General features: G+C 72.1%; 19 protein-coding genes. 11 read left to right on the forward strand and 8 right to left on the reverse strand.

Going from position 1 to position 22,224, the window contains the following annotated elements:
- Positions 1–11 precede the first annotated feature (11 nt).
- The 3 genes from ACQEUR_RS07340 (at position 12) to ACQEUR_RS07350 (ending at position 3,540) form a co-directional block, all read left to right on the forward strand.
- Entirely contained in the window at positions 12–1,214 is a 1,203-nt protein-coding gene (locus tag ACQEUR_RS07340) for a DegT/DnrJ/EryC1/StrS family aminotransferase (protein WP_433027289.1), read from the forward strand.
- Positions 1,211–2,260, forward strand: coding sequence for a Gfo/Idh/MocA family protein (locus ACQEUR_RS07345; protein WP_433027292.1), 1,050 nt, complete (start codon positions 1,211–1,213; stop codon positions 2,258–2,260). The genes ACQEUR_RS07340 and ACQEUR_RS07345 overlap by 4 nt, the downstream gene beginning before the upstream one ends.
- Positions 2,261–2,409: 149 nt before the next feature.
- A complete protein-coding gene (locus tag ACQEUR_RS07350; RefSeq protein ID WP_433027789.1) occupies positions 2,410–3,540 on the forward strand; it encodes a radical SAM protein in 1,131 nt (376 codons plus the stop codon).
- A gap of 54 nt (positions 3,541–3,594) precedes the next feature.
- Here ACQEUR_RS07350 and ACQEUR_RS07355 read toward each other — a convergent pair whose 3' ends face one another.
- The 5 genes from ACQEUR_RS07355 to ACQEUR_RS07375 form a co-directional block, all read right to left on the reverse strand.
- Positions 3,595–5,196, reverse strand: a complete 1,602-nt coding sequence (locus ACQEUR_RS07355; protein ID WP_433027295.1) for a condensation domain-containing protein — start codon at positions 5,194–5,196, stop codon at positions 3,595–3,597.
- A 35-nt stretch (positions 5,197–5,231) separates the two neighbouring features.
- Positions 5,232–6,200, reverse strand: coding sequence for a TIGR03621 family F420-dependent LLM class oxidoreductase (locus ACQEUR_RS07360; RefSeq protein WP_433027298.1), 969 nt, complete (start codon positions 6,198–6,200; stop codon positions 5,232–5,234).
- 12 nt (positions 6,201–6,212) lie between these two features.
- The gene (locus ACQEUR_RS07365; protein WP_433027300.1) at positions 6,213–8,879 is read right to left on the reverse strand and encodes a non-ribosomal peptide synthetase; all 2,667 of its coding nucleotides are present in this window, start codon (positions 8,877–8,879) and stop codon (positions 6,213–6,215) included.
- Entirely contained in the window at positions 8,872–9,276 is a 405-nt protein-coding gene (locus ACQEUR_RS07370; protein WP_433027303.1) for a phosphopantetheine-binding protein, read from the reverse strand. The genes ACQEUR_RS07365 and ACQEUR_RS07370 overlap by 8 nt, the downstream gene beginning before the upstream one ends.
- A 70-nt stretch (positions 9,277–9,346) precedes the next feature.
- A complete protein-coding gene (locus ACQEUR_RS07375; RefSeq protein WP_433027306.1) occupies positions 9,347–10,093 on the reverse strand; it encodes a hypothetical protein in 747 nt (248 codons plus the stop codon).
- A 233-nt stretch (positions 10,094–10,326) separates the two neighbouring features.
- On the opposite strand from ACQEUR_RS07375, the gene ACQEUR_RS07380 reads away from it, so the two are divergent.
- From ACQEUR_RS07380 to ACQEUR_RS07395, 4 genes are read left to right on the forward strand one after another with little or no spacing between them, the layout of a single operon-like run.
- Positions 10,327–10,728, forward strand: a complete 402-nt coding sequence (locus ACQEUR_RS07380) for an S-adenosylmethionine decarboxylase family protein (RefSeq protein ID WP_433027308.1) — start codon at positions 10,327–10,329, stop codon at positions 10,726–10,728.
- Between the two features lie 23 nt (positions 10,729–10,751).
- Positions 10,752–11,243: an N-acetyltransferase family protein gene (locus tag ACQEUR_RS07385; protein ID WP_433027311.1), complete on the forward strand. Its 492-nt coding sequence runs from the start codon at positions 10,752–10,754 to the stop codon at positions 11,241–11,243.
- Positions 11,240–12,295 (forward strand): hypothetical protein, encoded by a 1,056-nt coding sequence (locus tag ACQEUR_RS07390; RefSeq protein ID WP_433027314.1) that lies wholly within the window; start codon positions 11,240–11,242, stop codon positions 12,293–12,295. Before ACQEUR_RS07385 ends, ACQEUR_RS07390 begins: the two co-directional genes overlap by 4 nt.
- Positions 12,288–12,545, forward strand: a complete 258-nt coding sequence (locus tag ACQEUR_RS07395) for an acyl carrier protein (RefSeq protein ID WP_433027317.1) — start codon at positions 12,288–12,290, stop codon at positions 12,543–12,545. The genes ACQEUR_RS07390 and ACQEUR_RS07395 overlap by 8 nt, the downstream gene beginning before the upstream one ends.
- Here the strand turns inward: ACQEUR_RS07395 and ACQEUR_RS07400 are convergent.
- Positions 12,523–13,230, reverse strand: a complete 708-nt coding sequence (locus tag ACQEUR_RS07400) for a 4'-phosphopantetheinyl transferase family protein (RefSeq protein ID WP_433027320.1) — start codon at positions 13,228–13,230, stop codon at positions 12,523–12,525. The genes ACQEUR_RS07395 and ACQEUR_RS07400 overlap by 23 nt on opposite strands.
- Positions 13,231–13,300: 70 nt before the next feature.
- Between ACQEUR_RS07400 and ACQEUR_RS07405 the strand changes: the two genes are divergently transcribed.
- The 4 genes from ACQEUR_RS07405 (at position 13,301) to ACQEUR_RS07420 (ending at position 18,565) form a co-directional block, all read left to right on the forward strand.
- A complete protein-coding gene (locus ACQEUR_RS07405) occupies positions 13,301–13,765 on the forward strand; it encodes a peroxiredoxin (RefSeq protein WP_433027323.1) in 465 nt (154 codons plus the stop codon).
- A 104-nt stretch (positions 13,766–13,869) separates the two neighbouring features.
- Positions 13,870–15,612, forward strand: a complete 1,743-nt coding sequence (locus tag ACQEUR_RS07410) for a B12-binding domain-containing radical SAM protein (protein ID WP_433027326.1) — start codon at positions 13,870–13,872, stop codon at positions 15,610–15,612.
- Between the two features lie 44 nt (positions 15,613–15,656).
- Positions 15,657–16,544: a thiamine pyrophosphate-dependent dehydrogenase E1 component subunit alpha gene (locus tag ACQEUR_RS07415; RefSeq protein WP_433027329.1), complete on the forward strand. Its 888-nt coding sequence runs from the start codon at positions 15,657–15,659 to the stop codon at positions 16,542–16,544.
- The gene (locus ACQEUR_RS07420; RefSeq protein WP_433027331.1) at positions 16,541–18,565 is read left to right on the forward strand and encodes a 2-oxo acid dehydrogenase subunit E2; all 2,025 of its coding nucleotides are present in this window, start codon (positions 16,541–16,543) and stop codon (positions 18,563–18,565) included. Before ACQEUR_RS07415 ends, ACQEUR_RS07420 begins: the two co-directional genes overlap by 4 nt.
- 27 nt (positions 18,566–18,592) lie before the next feature.
- On the opposite strand, the gene ACQEUR_RS07425 is transcribed toward ACQEUR_RS07420, so the two are convergent.
- Together ACQEUR_RS07425 and ACQEUR_RS07430 are read right to left on the reverse strand one after the other, a co-directional pair.
- Entirely contained in the window at positions 18,593–20,383 is a 1,791-nt protein-coding gene (locus tag ACQEUR_RS07425; RefSeq protein WP_433027334.1) for an ABC transporter ATP-binding protein, read from the reverse strand.
- Positions 20,380–22,209 carry an ABC transporter ATP-binding protein gene (locus ACQEUR_RS07430; protein ID WP_433027337.1) on the reverse strand — a complete coding sequence of 610 codons (1,830 nt, stop codon included), beginning with the start codon at positions 22,207–22,209 and terminating at the stop codon, positions 20,380–20,382. The genes ACQEUR_RS07425 and ACQEUR_RS07430 overlap by 4 nt, the downstream gene beginning before the upstream one ends.
- Between the last annotated feature and the right edge of the window lie 15 nt (positions 22,210–22,224).

The raw sequence follows: 22,224 nt of genomic DNA on the forward strand, positions 1-22,224 counted from the left end.
GAGTGCCCACGATGAACCTCGCCGTGCACGGTGGCCCACCCGTACGCACCACGCCGTTCCCCGAGTGGCCCCAGTTCGACGACACCGAGCGGACCAACCTGCTGCGCGCCCTCGACCAGGGCCAGTGGTGGCGGGTCGGCGGCTCCGAGGTGAGCGCCTTCGAGGAGGAGTTCGCGGCGTTCCACGGCGCGCCCGCGGCGCTGGCCATCAGCAACGGCACCCACGCCCTGGAACTCGCCCTGGAGATGATCGGGGTCGGGCCCGGTGACGAGGTGATCGTCCCGGCGTTCACGTTCATCTCCACGTCGAACGCCGTGCAGCGGCTCGGTGCGGTGCCGGTGCCGGTGGACGTGCTCAGCGACACGTACTGCCTGGACCCGGCGGCGCTGGACGCGGCGCGGACCGCGCGTACCCGGGCGGTCATCCCGGTCCACCTGGCCGGTCAGGTGGCCGACATGGACGCCATCGACGCCTGGGCCGCCCGGCACGGCGTCGTGGTCATCCAGGATGCCGCGCACGCCCACGGCGCGTTGTGGCGCGGTCGCCGCCTCGGCGAGCTGGGCAGCATTGCCTGCTTCAGCTTCCAGAACGGAAAGCTGATGACCGCCGGCGAGGGCGGTGCGCTGCTGCTGCCCGACGCGGAGATGTATCCGGACGCTTTCGCCCGGCACAGCTGCGGGCGCCCGATCGGTGACACGCATTACCGGCACACCACCCCGTCGTCCAACTTCCGGCTCGGCGAGTTCGGCGGGGCGGTGCTCCGGGCCCAGCTCGCCCGCCTGCCGGGGCAGACCGAGCGGCGCGAGGAGCAGTGGAAGCACCTGGCCGCCGAGCTCGCCGAGATCCCCGGCGTGGTCCCGCAGGGGCGGGACTCCCGGTGCGACCTCAACCCGCACTACATGGCCATGTTCACGCTGGAACCCGGGGTGCTGCGCGGGTTCGCCGCCGACCGCGTCGTCGACGCGCTGAAGGCCGAGGGCATCCCGGCCTTCGTCAACTACCCGCCGGTCTACCGTACCCAGGCGTTCTGGATCGGCCCGCACGCCGGCCTGCCGGCGGCGGAGGAGCTGGCCGAACGGTGCCCCAACAGCGAGCTGCTCGGCTCCTCCGGGCTCTGGCTGCACCACCGGGTCCTGCTCGGCGGTGAGCAGGAGGTGGCCGACGTGGTCGCCGCCGTGGCCAAGGTGCTGAGCGGACTGCCGGGAACCCCGTGAGGACGGTGGTGATCGGGCTCGGCTGGGTGGCCCGCGAGGTGTGGCTGCCCCGGCTGCTCGGGCATGCCAAGTTCGACGTGGTGGCCGCGGTGGAGCCCGATCCCCGGGCCGCCGCGCGGGCGGCGGGCCTGCTGGGCCAGATCCCGGTGCTGTCCCGGCACACCGAGGTCGACATCGAGCAGGTTGACCTGGCGTTCGTGCTGACCCCGAACCACACCCACGGCGCGCTCGGGGAGTGGTTCCTGCGGCGCGACTGCTCGGTGTTCCTGGAGAAGCCGACCAGCCCGGATCGCGGGCAGCTCGAACTGTTGCGTACGGCCGGCCGGCAGGGCCGCGGACGGCTGGTACTCTCCGCCGCCGCCCGGCACCGGACCGACGTGGCCGCGTTGCGCCGGCTGGTGGCCGAGGGTCGGATCGGCACGCCACGCCTCGCCGAGGCCAGCTGGGTACGCGCCCGCGGCATCCCCGGCAGCGGCTGGTTCACGCACCGGGCGACCGCCGGTGGGGGCGTACTGCTCGATCTGGGGTGGCATGTCATCGACGTCGTGCAGGAGTTGTGGGGCAGGTCACCGGTCCGGTCGGCGGCGGCGGTGACCGGCGCCGACTTCCTCGGCCGGCGCGGCTGGGACGCGGGGTGGCGCGGCGACGCCGGGGACACCGCGGCCGAGCCGGACGTGGAGGACCAGCTGACCGCGCTGGTCACCACCGACGCCTACGCCCTGCAACTGCGGCTGGCCTGGGCGTCGCACGAGGAGGTCGACGTGACGTCGATCGCGCTGCACGGCAGCGAGGGGTCGGCGTCGCTGCGGACGACGTTCGGGTTCAGCCCGTTGCGGGTGCCGGAGCCGGCCCTGGTGCTGAAGCAGAACTCCACGGTGGAGCGGGTGCCGTTGGACGCGCCGGAGGTGGGCGCCGAGTACGACACCCAGCTCGACGCCGTGGTCGGGGCCCTGGAGCGGCCCGACACCACCCAACAGTCCTTGGCCGATGCGACCGGCGCGCTGGCCGTCGTGGAGGCGTGTTACCACGCCGCCAGGTCGCGCTGAGATCACCCGCTTTCATTGACCGTCATGGAAGACCTGCCTACTCTCGGACGAGAGCGCGGACTTCACAGCAGACGACCACTGCGCAAGGGATGCCTTCTTTCGCCCGCGCGCCAACGCCCTCGGGCGGAAACGGGGAGAGTCACGTGCGAATGAAGGAGCGGTTCCGCGAGGTGGCGCTGAACCAGCGCGACGAGCACGGGCGCGTCAAGTTCCTGATGAACGACATGGTCATCGAGGAACAGCTGTGTCAGATGAAGTGTTCGTACTGCCTCACCGAGGAGTACAACCTGCTGATGAACGTGCCGGACGCGCGGCTGCGGCTGACCACCGATCGCCGCAGCGACTGGCACAAGGTGCTGGACGCGTACCACGAGCATGTGGACAGCCCGGTCATGCGGCTGTCCGGCGGTGAGTTCTTCTGGCTGAAGGGTTCCACGGAGTTCGTCGAGGAGTGCGGCCGGCGGTACGAAACCGTTCAGGTGATCACCAATGGCGTGTTCCTCAACCCGCAACGGCTGGAGGCGCTGGCGGCGATCGGCAACTGCCAGCTCAACATCTCGCTGGACGGGCACACACTGGAACTGAACCGGCACCGGCTCCCGGAGAAGCAACACCGGCTGCACGACGTCATCATGAAGAACCTTGACGCGGCGGTGAAGATCGGCCTGCGCGTCGAGATCCAGTCCGTTCTCACCGACGCCAACGTGCAGGGTCAGGTAGCGTTCGCCGAGTTCCTGCGCGAGCGTTACGACGGTCGGGTGATGCTGTACTTCTTCCCGGTCCGGGGCGACACCGCGAAGCGCATGGGTCCGCCGCCCGGCCCGCACCTCGATCCGCTGCTGGAGCACTACGACGAGTTCGCCGGGGTGCTGCCGCCGAAGGCGTACGTGGCGCACATGGTCGAGCAGTTGCGCGACAACGTACGCACCCTGCCCTGCTACATCACCGCGACCATGGTCCAACTGTTCGGGCAGGGCGACGTGTCGGCCTGCCCGCACGCCTGGGTGAAGCCGATGGGCAACATCACCCAGAACGTCCCGCTGGTGCTGGAGCAGTACGGCAGCCACCAGCACTACGACCTGTTCATGCAGGAGCGTCCCCGGTTCGCCTTCTGCAAGACCTGCGCGACCCCGTCGGACGTGATCAACCTGTACTTCCTCGACCGGATCAGCGACGAGGAGATCGGCTCGACCGCCCTCTACTCCGGGCCGCGCACCCGGGCCCGGCTGCGGGAGATGAAGGAGAACTTCCGTCCGGTGATCGCCGCTCCGGTGGCCTGATCCGGGCGGTCCGGGTGGTGCGGCGACAGGCATCGCACCACCCGGACCCGGGTCTCACTCCTCGACCGTCCGGATCACGTCGTCGATCAGCTCGGTCATGATCTTCTCGTCGTAGCCGCCCTCGGGATACATCAGGGCGACCAGGTTCCGCTCCGGGCTGAGGTTCGCGTACAGCATCACGCCGCCCATCACCATCTCGAACGGCTGGATCCCGCGGTCGTACGGCGACGACTCGATGCCGCTGAGCGTGAGCAGCGGCGCGGGGTCCGGCCCGTCGATTCGCAGCTCGAACGTGGCCGTGCCCCACAGGCCGCTCAGTTCCCGCACCCGCTCCGGCGGCGGCTGGCCGAACATGCCGGAGAGCAGGGCGTGCGCACCGGTGAGCATCGGCAGGCTGTCGTCGATGGCGGCCACGGTCGCCGCGGTGACCCGCCGCACCACCTCGGGGAACGAGGTTGCGTCGTCGAGGTCGGCCCAGATCGGTATGGCGGGGGCCAGCAGCCCCACCAGCCGCTCGGTGCTCGGGTCGTCGCGGTCCGCCAGGGCGACGACCGTTCCCAGCCGGGACTCGCCGGTCAGCCGGGCCCGGGCGGCGGTGTACGCGGCGAGCAGCACGTTGAACGCGGTGGTGTGATGCTCGGAGGTCTTCCGTAGCAGGGTGGTCAGCCACTCGCCGGGCAGTTCCCGGATGACGACGTGCGCGGGTGCGGCACGGCCACCGTGCTCGCCGCCGAGCGCGGGCAGCGCAGCCGGGGGGAAGACGCCGTCGCGGGCGTACCGGTCGGCCCAGACCTTCAGGCGCCGTCGCCCCTCGGGCCCGTCCAGAAACGCCCACTGCCGGTCCACCCACTCGGCGTACGACGGGGCCGGCGGCAACCGGGGCGCGATTCCGGCCGTGGCCGCGTCGTGGACCTCGGCCACCTCCTGGAGGAACACCGCGTGGGATTCGAGGTCGTACACCATGTGGTCGACGGTCAGGACGAACAGCCAGTCCTCGGCGTCCAGTTCCAGCAGCAGGGCGCGCAGGCGCGGACCCCCGACCAGATCGTGCGGTGTGCCAGCGTGTGCGTCGATCCGCGCGTCCACCTCGCTCTGGTCCGCGCCGATCAGGGAGGCGACCTCGAAGCTCAGCGCCTGTTCCGGCTCGGCGAGGGAGACGGTCACTACGGCCCGCTCGTCCGGGCTGCCGGTGAACTGCCGCGGCGACGCGCTGGTGCGGAACAACATGCGCAAGCCGTCGTGCCGGCCGGTCACCGTCAGCAGGGCCTGGCGCAGCAGCTCCGGGCGCAACGGACCACGCAGCCGTACGGTCGTGGTCATGCCCTCCTGCGTGGCGCCGCGCTCGTCGTAGTAGCGGAGTCGTTCGATCTGCAGGATCGACGGCTGCGGGACGACCCGGCCGGCGCTGTCGTCGTCAACCGGGACCGGGGCGTGCTCGTCCGCCAGGGCCTGGACGAAATCCTCGAACCGGGGGTTCTGGAACAGCGTCTTGAGCGGTACCCGCCACGCCAGGTCACGCTTCAACCGGGTCAGCGTGCGCAGGGCGCCCAGCGAGTCGCCGCCGAGCTGGAAGAAGTTGTCCGCCGGGCCGACCTCCGTCTGCAGAGTGTCCTGCCAGGCCGCCCGCACGGCGTGCTCGATTGTGGCGTACTCCATCGCCGCCATGCCTCTCTGTGCTGTGGTGGGCCGGCTCAGGTTCCGGCCAGCCGTTCGGCCACCGGCGCCAGCGCCTGGTGGATGAGCTCGTCGGCGATCACGTAGGACACGCCCCAGTCGTCGCGGCGGCGGCGCAGGGTGTCCGCGATGTGGTCGACCGAGCCGACCAGCACGTGCGCGGACCGCAGTACCCGCTCCGGGTCGGTGCCGATCTGGCGCGCGACCAGCCGGGCCGCGCGGTCCGTGTCCGGGGTGACGAAGGCGGCGTAGACGCTGACCGACAGCTCGATCCGGTCCATCCGGTCGCCGGCGCCCTCGCGGACCAGCGCCACCTTCGCGGGCATGTCGTCGACGTCCGCCGGGTTGATCATACCGCCGGTGACCGTGTGCGCCCCGAGCCGCGGATTGACCGAGACGATGTCGGCGAGCTCGCCGGCCAGCCGCAGGGCCCGCGGCCCGCCGGCGCCCACGATGATCGGCGGGCCCGGCGGCTCGACCGGCGCGACGGCAGGTTCGTCCATCCGCACCTGGTAGTGCGCACCGGTGAAGCTGAACGGCTGCCCGGCGAGATAGCTGCGGACCAGGCGGATGCTCTCCGCCAGCCGGGCCAGCCGGACCGCCGGCCGTTGCAGCTCGACACCGAGCGGGTCGTAGTCGCGCGGGTCCCAGCCGGCGCCCAGGCCCAGCTCGAACCGGCCCTCCGACAGGTGGTGCAGGGTCGCCGCGTCCCGGGCGATCATCGCCGGCCGGTAGAAGTCGTTGTTCAGCACCAGGCAGCCCAGCCGGACCGTGGGCGACGCCATCGCCGCCGCGGCCAGCGCGGGCGTGGGAGACAGCTGACCGTCCATGTGGTCGGTCAGGAGCACCGTCTGGTAGCCCATGCCCTCCAGGTTGCGGACGTACTCCGGCCAGGGCTTCTTCGGCGGCGGCCCGGAGTGGACCATGCCGAAGCGGAACATTCGTTGCGTGCCGGAGCCGGCCAATGTCGGAGCCTTTCGTCGCACGGGCGGACGGGGTCAGGTGCCGGCCGGGATCACGAAGGAGACCAGGCGCGGGGTGTCCGTACCGTCCTGGTGCACCACGGTGACCGCATCGGCCACGGCCGGATGCCGGCGCAGCAGCGCGGAGATCTCGTCCAGCTCGATGCGGTGGCCGTTGATCTTGACCTGGTTGTCGGCCCGACCCAGGATGACGAATTCCCCACTGGCGGTCAGCCGGACGTTGTCACCCGTGCGGTAGAGGCGTTCCCCGGACGGGCCGGTCACGAAGCGCTGCCGAGTGACCTCCGGCAGGTCGTGATAGCCGACCGCCAGGCCGGCCCCGCCGATGCAGAGCTCGCCGGCCACCCCGATCGGCGCGAGTTCGAGGTGCCCGTCCAGCACCCAGGCGGTGGTGTTCTCGATCGGACGCCCGATCGGCACGACCCCCGGGTCGCCGGCGGTCAGCGGGGCGATCAGCGACCAGACGGTGGTCTCGGTCGGGCCGTACATGTTCCACGCCTGCTCCGCGATGGCGGCCAGGCGGTCGGCCAGCGGCCGGGTCAGCCGTTCGCCGCCGCACAGGGCCAGCCTGATCCGCAGGTCGCCGGCCACCCCGGTCAGCTGGTTCCACGTCACCGGGGTGGCCTGGACGACGGTGACGCCCTCGTCGCGGATCAGCGCGGCGAGCCGGACCGGGTCGACTGCCTCCTCCTGGCTCGCCACGACCACCACCCCGCCGACCAGCAGCGGGAGGAACAGCTCCAGCACGGCGATGTCGAACGACGGACTGGTCAGCGCCAGTACCGTGTCGTCCGCACCGCAGCCCGGCAGCCGGGACATCGAGGCCAGGAAGTTGACCACCGCCCGGTGCGGCACCTCGACGCCCTTCGGCGCCCCGGTCGAGCCGGACGTGTAGATCAGGTACGCGGCGCTGTCCGGGCGGCTGCCGCCGCGGTCGACGGTGACCGTCACCGGCGGGCCGGCGGCGATGAGAGCCGCGACGTCGACGACCGGAAGGTCGAGTTCCGGCAGCTCGTCGGGATGGCCGGCCGGATCGGTGACCACCAGGCAGGCCCCGGCGTCGGCCAGCATGTACCCGGTCCGCTGCCGCGGATAGGTCGGGTCGACCGGCAGGTAGGCGGCACCGGTCTTCCAGGTCGCGAGCATGGCGGCGAGCATCTGCCAGGACCGGCCGAGGTGCAGGGCGACGACCGTTCCCGGGCCGGCGCCCTCGGCGCTCAGCCGGGCGGCCAGGCGGTCGGCCACCGCGTCCAGTTCGGCGTACGTCAGGGTGGTCCCGCCGGCCCGGACCGCCACGGCACCCGGCCGGCGCCGCACGGTCGCCTCGATCAGGTCCATGGTGCTGGGCACGGCCGGCAGCGGCACCCGGGGTCCGGCGGCGAAGCCGTCAATCATCGCCCGTTCCGCGTCGTCCAGCAGCCGGAGCCGGCGCACCGGGCGGGCCGGGTCCGCCGTAGCGTCGTCGAGCACCTGCACGAAACGCGCGAGCATCCGGCCCGGCACGGACGGCTCGAACAGGTCGGCCCGGCACTTGAGGGCGATCCCCGTCGCCGGCCCGGCCGGGCTGTCCTCGACGGTCAGCACCAGGTCGGTCTCGGCGTACGAGGTGTCGACCGCCACCGCGCGGGCGGCGACTCCCGGCAGGCGCAGCTCGGCCCGGTCGCCGTAGGACAGCAGGGTCTGGAACAGCGGCGTCCGGTTCACGTCGCGTTCCGGCTGCAACTCCTCCACCAACCGCCCGAACGGCACCCGGCCGTGCGCCTCGGCGGCCCCGATCTCGTCGTGGACCCGGCCGACGAGTTCGGCGAAGGACTGCTCGTCGGCCACCCGGACCGGGACGGGAAGGACGTTGCGGAACGAGCCGACGATGCCCGCGGGAGCGGCGGTGACCGGCATCCCGACGGCGAGTTCCGGTCCCGCGCCGTGCCGGCACAGGGTGGCGGCCCACGCCGCGGTCAGCACGGCCGCCGGCGTGACCCCGCTCGCCGCGGCGTACGCGTGCAGGCGCGCCCGCACCTCGTCGGGCAGGACGGCGGCGGCAGCGAAGGACCGCAACGTCGGATGCGCCGGGCGGGTCCGGTCGGTGTGCAGGTCCAGCTCGGCGGGAATGCCGGCGAGCGCGGCACGCCAGTGGTCGAGGTCGGCACGCCACCGGTCCGGCGGCGCCTGATCGGCGTACGCCGCAGGGACCGCCTCGGGCGACCAGTGTCCGACGTCCCGCAGCGCCCGGTAGGCCGCGCCGAGCTCGGCGAGGACCACCCCGAGACCGGCCTCGTCGGCCACGATCCGGTGCAGCACCAGCACCAGCAGATGCCGGGTCTCGTGCACCCGCAGCAGCGCCGCGCGCCACGCCCCCCGTTCGCTCAGCCGGAACGGCCGGTCGGCGATCTCCCGGGCCCGGCGCAGAGCCTCGTCGTACGACCCGGCGTGCTCCTGCTCCCAGTGCACGACGGCCTGCTCGGACACGGTCACCACCGGCGTGCCGTCGACCTGCGGGAAAGCGGCCCGCAGCCCGTCGTGCCGGCCGGCCACCGCGCCCAGCGCCCGTTCGAGCGCGGCCGCGTCGACCGGCCCGGACAGCTCGGTCGCCGAGACGAGGTGGAAGGCCGAACCGCCGGGACCCAGCTGCTCGGAGATCCACACCTGTTCCTGCGTCGGCGACAGGCGCCGGTGATCAGCCATCGTGATCGTTCTTTATGTAGGCCGCCAGCGCCGCGACGGTGGGTTGCTCGAAGATGACCCGCACCGGCACCGTGGTGCGATAGGTCTTGCGCACCTCCGACGCGATCCGCATGACGTGCAGGGAGTGCCCGCCGAGCCGGAAGAAGTGGTCGTGGATGCCGACCCGGTCCCGGCCGAGCAGCCCGGCGCAGAGGACCGCCAACTCGCGTTCGAGGTCGCTCTCCGCGCGGCCGTCGTCCGCCTCCAGCTCGTCCCGATCGGGCACGGCGGCGGCCAGGGCGGTGGCGTCGACCTTCATGTTCGGGGTGAGCGGGAACTCCGGCACGGTGATCACCGCCGCCGGCACCATGTACCGCGGCAGGTGCTGGCGGAGGTACTCGATGAGTTCCGCTTCCACGTCAGATCCGTTCGCTCGGGGTGCGGGTGCGCCGGGGCCACCCGCACCGGTCGGTGCGGGCCGGGTACGGTCAGGACCGGCCGGTCAGGCACCGGGCGACCGCGACGGCCACGGCGGGGTCGGCGAGCAGATCCTCCCGGGACACCCCGAACACCTCGTCGGCCGCCCAGCCGTCCGGCGCGGTGTGCTCCGCCGACGTCAGCACGACGGTGCGCGGCGGCCGGGACCCCTTCACGCCGGCCTGGGCGGCCAGCGCCAGATAGCTCAGGTAGAGCTCGAAGTAGTCGGTGAACTGCTCCGCCAGCTCGTCGTCGAGGCCCAGCAGGTCGCTCGACGCGGTGACCACCCGTTCGTACCCGGCGGCGATCGTCGCCACCGTCGTCGCCGGGTCGTCCAGCGCGCCGGGCGCCCGGGCGGCGGCCAGGGCTTCGGCCCGCACCCCGGCCATCTCGTCCGGGTCGACCACGTCGGCGAACGACTCGACGGCCGTCTCGAAGTTGGCGTACAGCCCGGCCGAATCGATCACCAGCGGGTCGAGCAGTACCACCACCGGGGCCTCGACCGCCGCCGAATAGGCCAGTTCGTCGGCCAGGCCGCAGGCCAGCGCCGCGCCCGCGCAGTAACCCAGCAGACCCACCACGGGGCGTCCCCGGTCGCGCAGGTCGGCGGCCCAGCCGGCGATGTGCTCGGCGACCGGCCGCCTGAGCAGGTCGTCGCGGGCGCCGTCGAAGATCGGTTCGAGGATGGTGGGACCGGGGCCGAGCGCGCCGGCCAGATCGGCGAAACTCGCCTCCCGCCGGCCGGGACCGAAGTCCATGGCGACGACTACCCCGGAATCGTTGCCTTGTCGAACTTCTTTCCAACGAAAGTCGCTCATGCAACCCCCCGTGAGTCGCGCCCTGTACCGATGCCCCGACCGGAACCTATCGACGCAGCTCAGCAGTGGCGCCGGGATCCATCGATGAACATCGGGGATGCTACTAGTCGGGCGCAAGCTTGGAAACCCGGGCCACCCGGCGGCAGCAAGGGCGTCCGGAGGCCCGCAGTACGATGGCAGGCACCATGACGCCGCACGTACCGATCCGCACCGACTTGAGTGCCCCGGCGGACATCACGGTCATGTATTCGTTCGCGATGGACGCCTGGTTCGACGACGCGGCGGTGCTGACCGACGAGCCGCTGCTGACCTCGCTGATGCACGAGTCCTGCGAGGCCGGCGGTGCCGTCGTGCTCGACTGCACCTCGGCGATCGGGCCGGACGGCGCGATCACCGCGGCGCTGCTGCTGTCCCAGTCGCACTTCAGCGTGCGAACCTGGCCGGCGTCCAAGGTCGCCAACTTCGACCTGCTGACCTGCGGCCGGTTGGACGGCGACCACATCCTGGAGCACCTCGAGGCCAAGATCCGGCCGGTACGGTGCAGTGTCGTCCGGACCGTCCGGCGGGTCAGATGAGAAAGCGGCGTTCGTAAAGCGTGATGAATGGCGCATCTTTGTTCGTTGTCCGGCAGGCCGCAGAGCGCGATCTCGACGCCCTCACGGCTTTCGAGATCACCATCGCGAAGATCTCGTTCGGTGACGGGGCGATCACTGATCCCGCCGTGCACCGGGGGAAGCTCGAAAAGGCTCTGGTGCGTGAGCAGGAGAACATGTTCGTGGCGGCCGACGCGGAGGACCGCGCGGTCGGTTTCCTCTGGCTCGCGCTCAACATCAACTTCCTCACCCAGGACCGGTACGCCAACCTGCGCTCGCTGGCGGTGGACCCGGCCCGCGAGGACCGGGAGCAGATCGGGCAGGCGTTGCTGGACGAGGGCCTGGCGTTCGCCCGCCGGGCCGGCGTGACCACGGTGACCGGCAAGGTGCACGTCGACAACTACCCGATGCGGATGCTGTACCGCCGGACCGGCTTCCTGCCGACCACCCTGACGATGCGCGCCCGGCTGGACGACGGGGACGGCGCTCCGGCATGACGGTGGTCAAGTGTGTCGTCTGGGACCTGGACGACACCGTGTGGCGAGGGGTCGCGATCGAGACCCGGGACCGGTCGGCGCCGCCGGTCGACCCGGCGGTGCTGCACGCCCTCGACGTCCTGGAACAGCGCGGCATCGTGAACAGCGTGGCCAGCCGCACCGACCCCAGCCTCCGGCCCGTGCTGGACGCACACCCGCAGCTCGGCGGCCGGTTCGTGGCGCCGCAGCTGAGCTGGGCGCACAAGAGCGGGGCCATCACGGCGATCGCGGCCGAGCTGGGCATCGCCACCGACGCGGTCGTCTTCGTCGACGACAGCGCGTTCGAACGCGCCCAGGTGGCCGCCGACCTGCCCGAGGTGCGGGTGTTCTCGCCGGCCGAGTTTCTGAGCCGGCTGGACACCCCCGAACTCCGGCCCGAGGTGGTCACCGACGACGCCCGATCGCGTCCGCGGCGCTACCGCGAGGAGGCGGCCCGGCGGGCGGCGGCCCGGGACTTCACCGGGCGCACCGAGGCGTTCCTGCACGACAGCGACATCCGCCTGGAGCTGCGGGCCGCCCAGGAACCGGACATCGACCGGGTGGTCGAGCTGATCGCGCGGACCCACCGGCTCAACACCACCGGCGAGGAGTGGTCGCCGGAGCAGGTGCACCGGGTGGTCGCCGACCCGGGCTGGTTCGTGCCGGTGGCGCGGCTCTCCGATCGCTTCGGCGACTACGGGCTGATCGGCGCCGCGCTGGTGGACCGTACGGCGGCCCAGGACTGGCGGCTCCGCCTGTTCACCGTCTCGTGCCGTGCCGCCGGCCGCGACGTGCCGGGCGCGTTCCTCAGCCGGGTGCTGGCCGCCGCGCGAGCCGCCGGAGTCGGGTGGCTCACCTGCGACCTGCGGCCCAGCGAGGCGAACCTGGAACTGCGGGTGCTGCTGCGCGCGGCCGGATTCGTCCCCGCGCCGGAACCCGCGGCGGACAGCCTGCTCGCGCTGCGCCGCCGGACCGACGCCGACCTCAACCCGCCGTCCTGGTTGACGATCACCGAAGGATTCGATCGTGCCTGACATCGTCGACACCGACCTGCGGAAACTCCTCGCCAAGGTCACCGCGCTGCCGGCCGCCACGGTGGACGCGCTGGCCGACGACACCCCGCTGCTGACCGGCGAACTCGGCATCAGCTCCCGGGCCGGCGCTCAACTGCTCCTGGCCGTACGGGACCGGTTCGGGGTGGACGTCGGCCAGGAGGATCTGGCGCTGACCTCGCTGGAATCGATCGGCAGCCTCAGCGCCTTCATCCGCGCCCGGCTGCACTGACCGCGACGCCGCCCCCCTCCAGCAGTGCGGCGGCGTCCGCCATGACGACGTCCAGTCGCCCGGCGGCCAGCACCGTGACGGCGCCGGCGTAGCCCGGTCCGACCGGCAGATCGGCCATCGCCGCCGGAACGTCGCCACTGGGATAGCCGCGCAGTGCGGGCGGTTCGCCCGCCCGGCCCACCAGCACCCGGGCCAGCGGCACGGCGATGCCGTCGCCGGTCGCCTTCACCACCGACTCCTTGCGGCACCAGTACGTGAAGAAGTCCTCGTCGCGCTCCAGCGGTTCGCCGGGCGCGAGGCACAGCGTGGACAGGCCGGCGATGTCCTTCGGCTTGATCTCCTCCAGGTCGACGCCGACCGGCGCCACCGAGGTCAGGGCCACGGCGACCCGCGCGCCGCTGTGCGACACCGAGGCGTGCAGATCCGTACCCGGCAGTTGCGGTTTGCCGTGCGGGCCGGAACACCGCCGACAACGGCGATCGATGCGTACCGCCGCGGGTGGGGTCGCCGTGCGCGCGCCGACCGCGAGCCGCAGCAGGGCGACGGCCGTGGTGAACCGCACCCGGTCCTGATCCTGCCGGAAGCCGGCCCGGCGCTCGCGCTCCTCGGCGTTAAGCAGGGCGGAGTGCCGGTTTTGCGCGAGTACCGTGTCGGCGACGAATACGTGACAGGTGATCCGGTCCACCCGGCGATGCTAACCCGGGGCGCCGCGAAGAGGGCCCTGCGTGCGCGGGATGCGCTGCTATGGTCGGCGCATGACTTTGACGCCTGGCGATGTGGCTCCCGACTGGGAACTCCCCACGGCCGACGGTTCGACGCTCCGGCTGAGCAGCCTCCGGGGACGGCGGGTCGTGTTGTACGCCTATCCGGCCGCGATGACCTCCGGATGCACCACCCAGGCGTGCGATTTCCGGGACTCGCTCGCCTCGCTGACCGGCGCGGGTTACCAGGTGGTCGGGATCTCGCCGGACCCGCCGGACCGGCTCGCCGAGTTCGCCGAGCGTGACAGTCTGACGTTCCCGCTGGTGTCCGACACGGGGTCGGCGGTGCTCAAGTCCTACGGCGCTCACTTCCAACGCGAGCGCAACGGCCGTACGCTACAGGGGGTCGTCCGGTCCACTTTCGTGATCGACGAGGAGGGTCGCATCGAGCGCGCGTTGTACAACGTGATTCCGACCGGCCACGTCGCCGCACTCCGTGCCGAACTCGGCGTCGACTGATCGAGTCGCCCCCGAACGCGAGACCTCGACTTCATTGAACTCCGCGGACGTGTCGTGGGCGCCGACGGCGCACGGGCGGCATCCGCAACGGGAGGGATGTATCAGTGGCCGACGTCGTTCTCCTCACGCCCCGCGAGATTTCCACCGGCGGGCCGAGCATCAACAACCAGGAAGTCTCGATCAGCGACGGGGAATATCTCCGCCTGGACCCGAGCCTGCGCCTGTTCTACGAGAAGGTGCGCGAGAACCTGGGACTGGCCTGCATCACCGGGCACCTGCGGCACGCCGGCTACTCGGTGCGCATGACGAACCTGCACGGCCGCAGCCCCAGTGACGAGGCGATCGTCGAGCTGATCCGCCAGGAACGCCCGCGGTTCGTCGGCATCAGCATCATGTACGACCTGCACATCATCGACGCGCTCCGGCTGGTGCGCTGCGTCCGGCGCGCCGACCCCGACGTGGTCGTGTCCATCGGCGGCGCGTTCTGCACGTACAACGCGAAGCTGATCGCCGGGCTGGCGCCCGAGGTGGACTTCGTGGCGTTCGGCGAGGCGGAGAACACCGTCGTCGGCGTCATGGACGCGATCGACGCGGGCACCGACTGGCGCCAGGTCCCGGGCCTCTACTACCGCGACAACGGCGAGATCCGGACCAGCGGCATGCCGGTGCTGGTTGATCTGTCCCAGTCGGTCTGGCCGGCCCGCGACCTGCTGGAGACCCACCGGGCGGCGGGCATCCCCACCCGGGTCGCGTCGACCTTCACAAGCCGGGGCTGCCACGCCAAGTGCACCTTCTGCTACGCGCCCCGCCAGCCGGGGATCACCGACGGGCCGTGGCGGCTGCGCCCCGCGGTCGACGTGGTCGACGAGATCGAGTACCTGCAGCGCGAGTTCGGCACCCGGTTCGTGTGGTTCAACGACGACAACTTCGGCGGGGCGTTCGCCGACGGGTTCGGCCACGCCGTCGAGTTCGCCGAGGCGGTGGTCCGGCGCGGCCTCAAGTTCAGCTTCCACGCCGAGTTCCGGGTCGACTCGGGGCTGATCGATCACTCCGCGCTGGACCTGCTGCACCGCGCCGGGATGAAGTCCGCCCTGCTGGGTCTCGAGTCCGGTTCGGCGGGGGTGCTGAAGCGGTTCAAGAAGGGCACCACGGTGGCGTACAACTTCGACGCCGCCCGGATCTTCCGCAACAAGGGCCTGGAGCTGGACCCGGGCTGGATCATGGTGGAGCCGCAGACGTCGTTGGACGACCTGTGGGAGAACCTGCAGTTCATCGTCGCCTCCGACGTGCACCAGTCCAACCACACCGACAACCCGTTCCTGTTGATGAACCGGGCCATCGCGCTGCGCGGCACGGAGATGTTCGACGCGATCACCGACCCGCTGCCGCCGCCGGAGATGGCGGATATGGACGAGGCGGCGTACAAGGTGCTGCTGGAGGCCCGCCGCGACTACCGCATCCCGGACACCCGGGTCGAGGCGCTGTGGTCGGTGTGGAGCGACGTGGCGGGGGAGCTGAGCGACCGGCGGGAGAACCGGCTGCCGTTCCTGGCCAACACGCTCGCGGTCACCTGCCGCGCCCGCGGTGCGGAGGCCGGGCCGGCGAAGGCCATGCTGGCCGCGCTGCGGCGTTGGCGCAACGACCTGCCGCAGCTCTTCGCGGCGTACCTCAATCTCGGTCTGGTGATGGCCGACCAGAACCCGTCGGGGGTCCAGGGGCGGTTCGACAGCGAGGTTCGGGCGATGGTGGCGGAGTTCGACCAGATACACCTGGGCATGTCGTTCGCCGAGTTCGAAGCGGCCGTGGACCGGGCGGCCGGCCAGCCGGAACCCGTCGCGGCCGGGTAGGCCGCCACCGGCGACCGCATGTCTCAACGGGGAGAAACCACCACATGATCGTCACGGACGACCGTGATCTCGATCGGCTGCTGCTGATCCGGCGGTTCGAGGAGAACCTGCTGCGGCTGTTCGCCGACGGTGCCGTCGCCGGCACCACGCACACCTGCCTCGGCCAGGAGTACATCCCGGTCGCGCTGGCCCCGCTCGCGCCGGACGCGTTCGTCTTCAGCAACCACCGGGGCCACGGGCACTACCTCGCCCACTGCGACGACCCGGAGGGTCTGCTCGCCGAGCTGGTCGGGCGCGCCGGCGGCGTGTCCGGCGGGTACGGCGGCAGCCAGCACCTGCGACGCGACAGCTTCGTCTCCACCGGCATCCAGGGGGAGAGCCTGCCCGCCGCGGCCGGCGTGGCCCTGCACTTCAAGCACACGAACCAGCGCCGGATCGTGCTGGTCTACATCGGCGACGGCACCTGGGGCGAGGGCGCGGTGTACGAGGCGCTGAACCTCATCCAGCTGTGGCGCCTCCCCGTCCTGCTCGTCGTGGAACACAACGGGATCGCCCAGTCCACGCCCACCGACCGGCAGATGGCCGGGACCGTCCCGGCGCGGGCGGCGGCCTTCGGCATCGGCTGCACCGAGATCACCACCACCGACCCGGCCGCCATCCGCGCGGAACTGGCCCCGCACGTCGACCGGGTCCGCGACGATCAGGTCCCGCACGTGGTGGTCTTCCACACGGTCCGGCTCGGCCCGCACAGCAAGGGCGACGACTCGCGGGACCCCGAGGAGCTGGCCGCGCTGGCCGAGCGGGACTGGCTGCGGCACTACGCCCGGGACCACCCGGAATCGTTCGCCGACACCGACGCGCGGGTCCGCGAGCGGATCCGGCGGCTGACCGAGGACGTGCTGGCCCGTCCGGCGGCCGGGGACGCGTGGTGAGCGCCGGCAAGCGGATCGCCGAGGAGCTGAACGAGGCGCTGCACGCCGCGTTCGCAGCCGACCCGGGGGCGTTCCTGCTGGGCGAGGACATCGCCGACCCGTACGGCGGGGCGTTCCGGGTCACCAAGGGCCTCTCCACCGCGTACCCGGACCGGGTGCTGAGCACGCCGATCAGCGAGGGCGCGATGCTGGGGGTGGCCGGCGGTCTGGCGCTGTCCGGTCACCGGGTGATCGTCGAGGTGATGTTCGGCGACTTCCTGGCCCTCGGATTCGACCAGGTGCTCAACTTCGCCACCAAGTCGGTGTCGATGTACGGCACCCGCACCCCGATGCCGCTGGTGGTCCGCGCCCCGGTCGGCGGCGGGCGGGGCTACGGCCCGACGCACAGCCAGAGCCTGCAGAAGCACTTCATCGGCATCCCGCACCTCGCCCTGTACGAGCTGTCGCCGCTGCACGACCCGGCGGAGACGCTGACCGCCGTGCTGGCCCGCGACGAGCCGTCGATCCTGTTCGAGGACAAGATCCTGTACACCCAGCGGCGCTACCGGGACGGCCGGGTGGACGACCGGCTGACGTTCGGTCACCTCGACGCCGAGCGGTGCTGGGCGCACGTGCGCGCGAGCACGCCCGGCCGCAACGGGAGGGTGGTGCTGATCGCCACCGGCGGCGTGGCGCACCGGGCGGTCGCCGCCGCGCACCAACTGCTCGTCGAGGACGGCCTCGACGTGCACGTCCTCGTGCCGTCCCTGCTGTACCCCGCGGACCTGGCAGCGGTGCTGCCGCTGCTCGACGATGCCGACAGCGTCTGGGTCGCGGAGGAGAGCACCGCCGGCGGCACCTGGGGGGCCGAGGTCGCGGCCGGGTTGCACCGCGACGCCTGGCACTCGTTGAAGCAACCGGTGCGCCTGCTGCACTCGGCGGACCGGATCATCCCGGCCGCGCCGCATCTGGAACGCCGGATGCTCCTGCAGGCCGAGACCATCCGGGACGCGATCCGGGCGGAGGCCCGCCAGACTCCCCGGCAGCCTCGCCCGCGACCGACCGCCACCGTCCCGACACCTGCCGAGGCGGTGCCGAGTGCCGAGGTGGCCCAGGTGACCCCGTCGTCGCCGGCCGTGCGCGTGCCGAAGCTGAACAACAACGACGACACGTACGTGCTGACGGAGTGGCTGGTGGAAGACGGTGACCCGGTCCTCGCGGACACCGCCGTCGCGGTCGTGGAGACGTCCAAGGCGGCGGAGGAACTGGTCGCGGGCGTGGACGGCAAACTCCGGATCCGGGTGCCGGCCGGGGACAACTGCGCCCCCGGCGATGTCATCGCGCTGGTCTCCGCACCGACCGACCACCGCGGCGAGCCCGAGGCGCCCGGCGTCGCCGCGCCGGACGAGGTCACGATCCACCCGCTGTCCGATTCCCAGCTTCGAGGGCTGGCCGCGGCGACCGCGTCGCACCACGAGATCCCGCCGGCGTTCAGCCTGGTCCGGGTCGAGGTGGTGGCGGCGTCGGCGACCGCCCTCACCGAGCTGGCCGTGCAGGCCCTCGGTGAGCTGCGCGCCGAGTTCCCGCTGCTGTACTCCACGCGGCTGGCCGACGGGCGGGTGCGGATCGCCGCCGGCGCCCACGTCGCCGTGACCGTGGACCTGCCGGTGGGGACGGCCCTGCCGGTCGTCCGGGACGCCCACCGGCGCACGCTCAGCGAGATCCGTGACGACCTGGCCGCGCTGCGGCTCGCCTCCCACCGGGGGGAACTCGGCGAAGGCGACGACCAGGGCGCGAACATCGCCCTGTCGCTGCACCGGGAGCCCGAGGTGGTGTTCGTCCAGCCGGTCATCCCGCCCGGCATGATCGGCATCGTGTCGATCGGCGGCGACCTCACCGACGTGCGCCTGGACGAGCACGGCAACGCCGTCGAGCGGACCACCGCCGGGGTCGGCCTCACGTACGACCACCGGGTGGTGAACGGGCAGCTGGCCAACGGTTTCCTCAGCCGGCTCAAGGCCCTGCTGGAACACCCGGCCTGACCGCAGGACCGGTCCCGGCCGGTCCCGTCACCCCGCGTACGCGCGCCGCTGGATGTCGTACAGCTCCGCGTAGGTCCCGCCCGCGGCGATCAGCTCGTCGTGGGTGCCCCGCTCGATCACCCGACCGGCGGAGACCACCAGGATCAGGTCGGCCATCCAGATGGTGGAGAACCGGTGCGACACCATCAGCGTGATCGTCCCGTGTTCCGCGCCGAGCCGCCGGGCCAGGGCCGCGTGCCGTTCGAAGATGGCGTGCTCGCTGACCGCGTCGAGGGAAGCGGTCGGCTCGTCCAGCAGCACCAGCACCGGGTTCTGCCGCATCGCGCCGCGGGCCAGGGCGACCCGCTGCCACTGACCCTCGGACAGGTCGACGCCATCGAAGCGCCGGCCCAGCTGGGTGTCCAGGCCGTCCGGCAGCCGGTCGATGATCTGTACGGCGTCGGCCTCCCGCACGGCCTGCCGCAGCCGGTCCTCGTCGTCGAGGGCCGGCAGGTCACCGATGCCGATCGCGTGGCCGGCCTTGATCTCGTACCGGACGAAGTCCTGAAAGGCGGCCGAGGTCGCGGCGCGCCACTGCTCAGTGTCGATGTCGTCCAGATCGACGCCGTCCACGGTGATCCGCCCCTGCTGCGGGCGGTAGAACTTGCTCAGCAGCTTGACCAGCGTCGTCTTGCCCGAGCCGTGCTCGCCGACGATCGCGACCACGCCGCCGGCCGGCAGGTCCACGGTGAGTGGCCCGAGCACGGTGTCCGGGTTCCCCGCGTAGTGGAAACTCACGTTCTCCAGGCGGATGCCTCTCTCCAGCCGCTGCGGCGCGGGCCGGCCGGGCTTCGGCGCCTGCGCCTGCGCGTGCGCCACCAACCAGCGGTACGGCGTCGCGAGCGCCATCCCCCGGCGCATGTGGGTGAGGTTGTACTGCACCCACTGGAAGTCGCCGCGAAGCTGACCGGCCAGGATGATGACGAGGATGAGGTCACCGATGCTGCGGCGGCCGTCCGCGACCAGGTACACCACGAAGGCCAGGCCACCGGCGTACCCGACGACGAACAGGGCGGAGCTGAGCACGGCCAGCCCGGCGGCGCGGGCCCGGGCGGCGGTCTGGAGCCGGCTGACCCGCCGCCACGCGTCGTCGGCCGTCTTCATCAGCGTGCCGGCCGTGCCGTTCACGCGGATCTCCTTGCCGGCCGACGCCCGCGTGGCGATCTCGTGCATGTGCTGTTCCACCCGGGCGTCCTCGGCGCTGGCCAGGGCGGCCTCGCTCACCCCGTGGTACGCCCGGCGGTTCAGCAGCACGGCCGGGACGGTGAGCACCAGCAGGAGCAGCAGCAGCGGGTGCACGCTGCCGAGCAGGATCAGCGTGACGCCGAGCTGCACGACCAGCGCGACGGTCTCCGGGACCGCCCAGCCGGCCGCGGCGATCTCGTAGCCCTTGCCGCGGAGCATGTTCAGCCGGTCCACGTAGTCGGCGCGTTCCAGGTGGCCGAGGCCGTCGATCCTGGCCGCGATGTTCTGGATCTCCGGGTCGATCTGCAGGTACCCGATCCGGTCCGCCAGGTCGGAGCGGAGTTCGAACTGCACGTACGCCCCGATGGTGGCGAGCCCGAAGCCGAGCCCGCCGACCAGGGCGGCGAGGAACACCCCCTCCAGGGCGCCGTCCGCCACCTGGTCCACGATGGCGCGGATGGCCAGGCCGGTGGCGGCGAACGCGCCGACCTGGGCGACCAGCAGGAACCCGATCAGGGCGGTGATCCGGCGGTCCAGCCGCCAGGACCGGGCGACGATCTCCCGCCAGACGCTGACGGTACGGCCGGCGCTCATCGGGCGTTCCCTTCGAGGGCGGACCCGTCGGTGGTCTCGAACCGCTTGGCCTGCACCTTGAACATGGTCGCGTACTCCCCGTCCAGGGCCATCAGCTCGTCGTGGCTGCCGGACTCCCGGATCACGCCGTCGCCGATGACCACGATCCGGTCCGCCTCCCGCACGGTCGACAACCGGTGCGAGATGAGCACCACCGAGACGTCGCTGGCCGCGCTGATCACCTTGCGGAACACCTCGAACTCGGTACGGACGTCCAGGTGGGCGGTCGGCTCGTCGAGCACCAGGATGCGCGCTTCCTTCCGGACCGCGTACAGGGCGCGGGCAAGGGCCACCCGCTGCCACTGACCGCCGGAGAGGTCCACGCCGCCGGACCGGGCCGGGGAGAGCGGTGTGTCCCACCCGGACGGCAACCCGGCGACCAGATCCTCGATGCCGGCGTCGGCCCCGGCGGCGCGGACCGTCTCCGGGTCGGCGTCGCCCTGCCGGCCGAGCGCGATGTTGTCGGTCAGAGTCAGTTGATAGCGCAGGAAGTCCTGGAAGATCACCGAGAGCCTACGGCGCCAGGAGCTGATGTCGAGCTCGCGCAGGTCCACCCCGTCCACGGTGATCCGGCCCGCGTCCGGTGCGTAGAGGCCGGCGAGCAGCTTGGTCAGCGTCGTCTTGCCGGCGCCGTTGAGGCCCACCACCGCCAGCACCTCACCCGGCCGGATCTCCAGGTCCAGGTCCTGCAACACCGGCCGGGTCGTACCCGGGTAGGCGAATCGGACCTGCTCGAAGCGCACCAGCGGGATGCCCGCCGGCGCGGCGGCGGTCCCGGTCACCGGCATCGGCGCGGGCCAACGGCGCAGCCGCCGCAACGCGAGCAGCGGCGGCTGGCCGGCCTCCAGGTGCAGCATCTCCGGGTTGACCGCGGCCTGCCCCAGCAGGGCGGCGACCGCCGCCAGGTTCGCCGCGAGGTGCGCGATCGACATCTGCCCGTCGGCCGCCATGCTGCCGAGGGCGAACAGGCTGCCGACACCGGCCGCGACGATGGCGAGGAACCAGATCCACTGGCGGCGCAGCTTCGCCATCTTCGCCGCCCGGAACGGCCGCAGGTGCGCTTCGGCCGACTCCCGGTGGTGCCGGGCGGCCCAGCCGGCGAGGCCGAAGATGCGGATCTCCTTGGCCGGGCCCGGCTCGGTCAGCACCGAGGTCCAGTACTCGGCGCGGCGGCGGTCGGGCAGGCCGGCCACCCAGGCGCGTACCGGGCGCAGCAACTCCCGGCGCTGGGTCGTCCGATAGAGGAACAGCAGGGCGACGAGGGCCAGTGCCAGCCACAGGGCATCGCGGGCGATGACCGCCGCCGCCAGGACCACGCCGATGTACCCCGACGCCACGCACATCTGGGCCCACACCGCGGCGCCCGGGGTGCCCTCGGTCCAGTTGTCCGGCTCGCCGGCCGCCCGGCGCAGATCCTCCTGGTACTCCGCCGACTCCAGGTGGGCGATGCCGGTGGGTCCACAGGCGACGGCGGCCACCTCACGCCGGTGCGCGCCGTCGATCCGCCTGATCAGCGCGTACTGGATGGGGTCCATGCCCTGCTCGATCACCTGGCTGAACAGCATCACCAGCACCAGCGGCACCAGCGCGGCCCACGCGCCGACGTCGGCGGCCAGCCGGTCCACCACCCCGGCCGCGGCGAGGGCGATGACCGCCGGCACGACGGCCTGGGCCAGCAGCATGGCGGAGGCGCCGATCAGCAGGCCGGTGCCCATCCGGGGAAGCAGGCTGAGCAGCAGGAGACGCCGCCGCAGCGGGGACAGCTCATCATCGGTACCGGCCGGCACCCGGTCCTCCTTCCT

This window comes from Plantactinospora sp. CA-290183 (assembly GCF_050936375.1).
Taxonomy (GTDB): Bacteria; Actinomycetota; Actinomycetes; order Mycobacteriales; family Micromonosporaceae; genus Plantactinospora.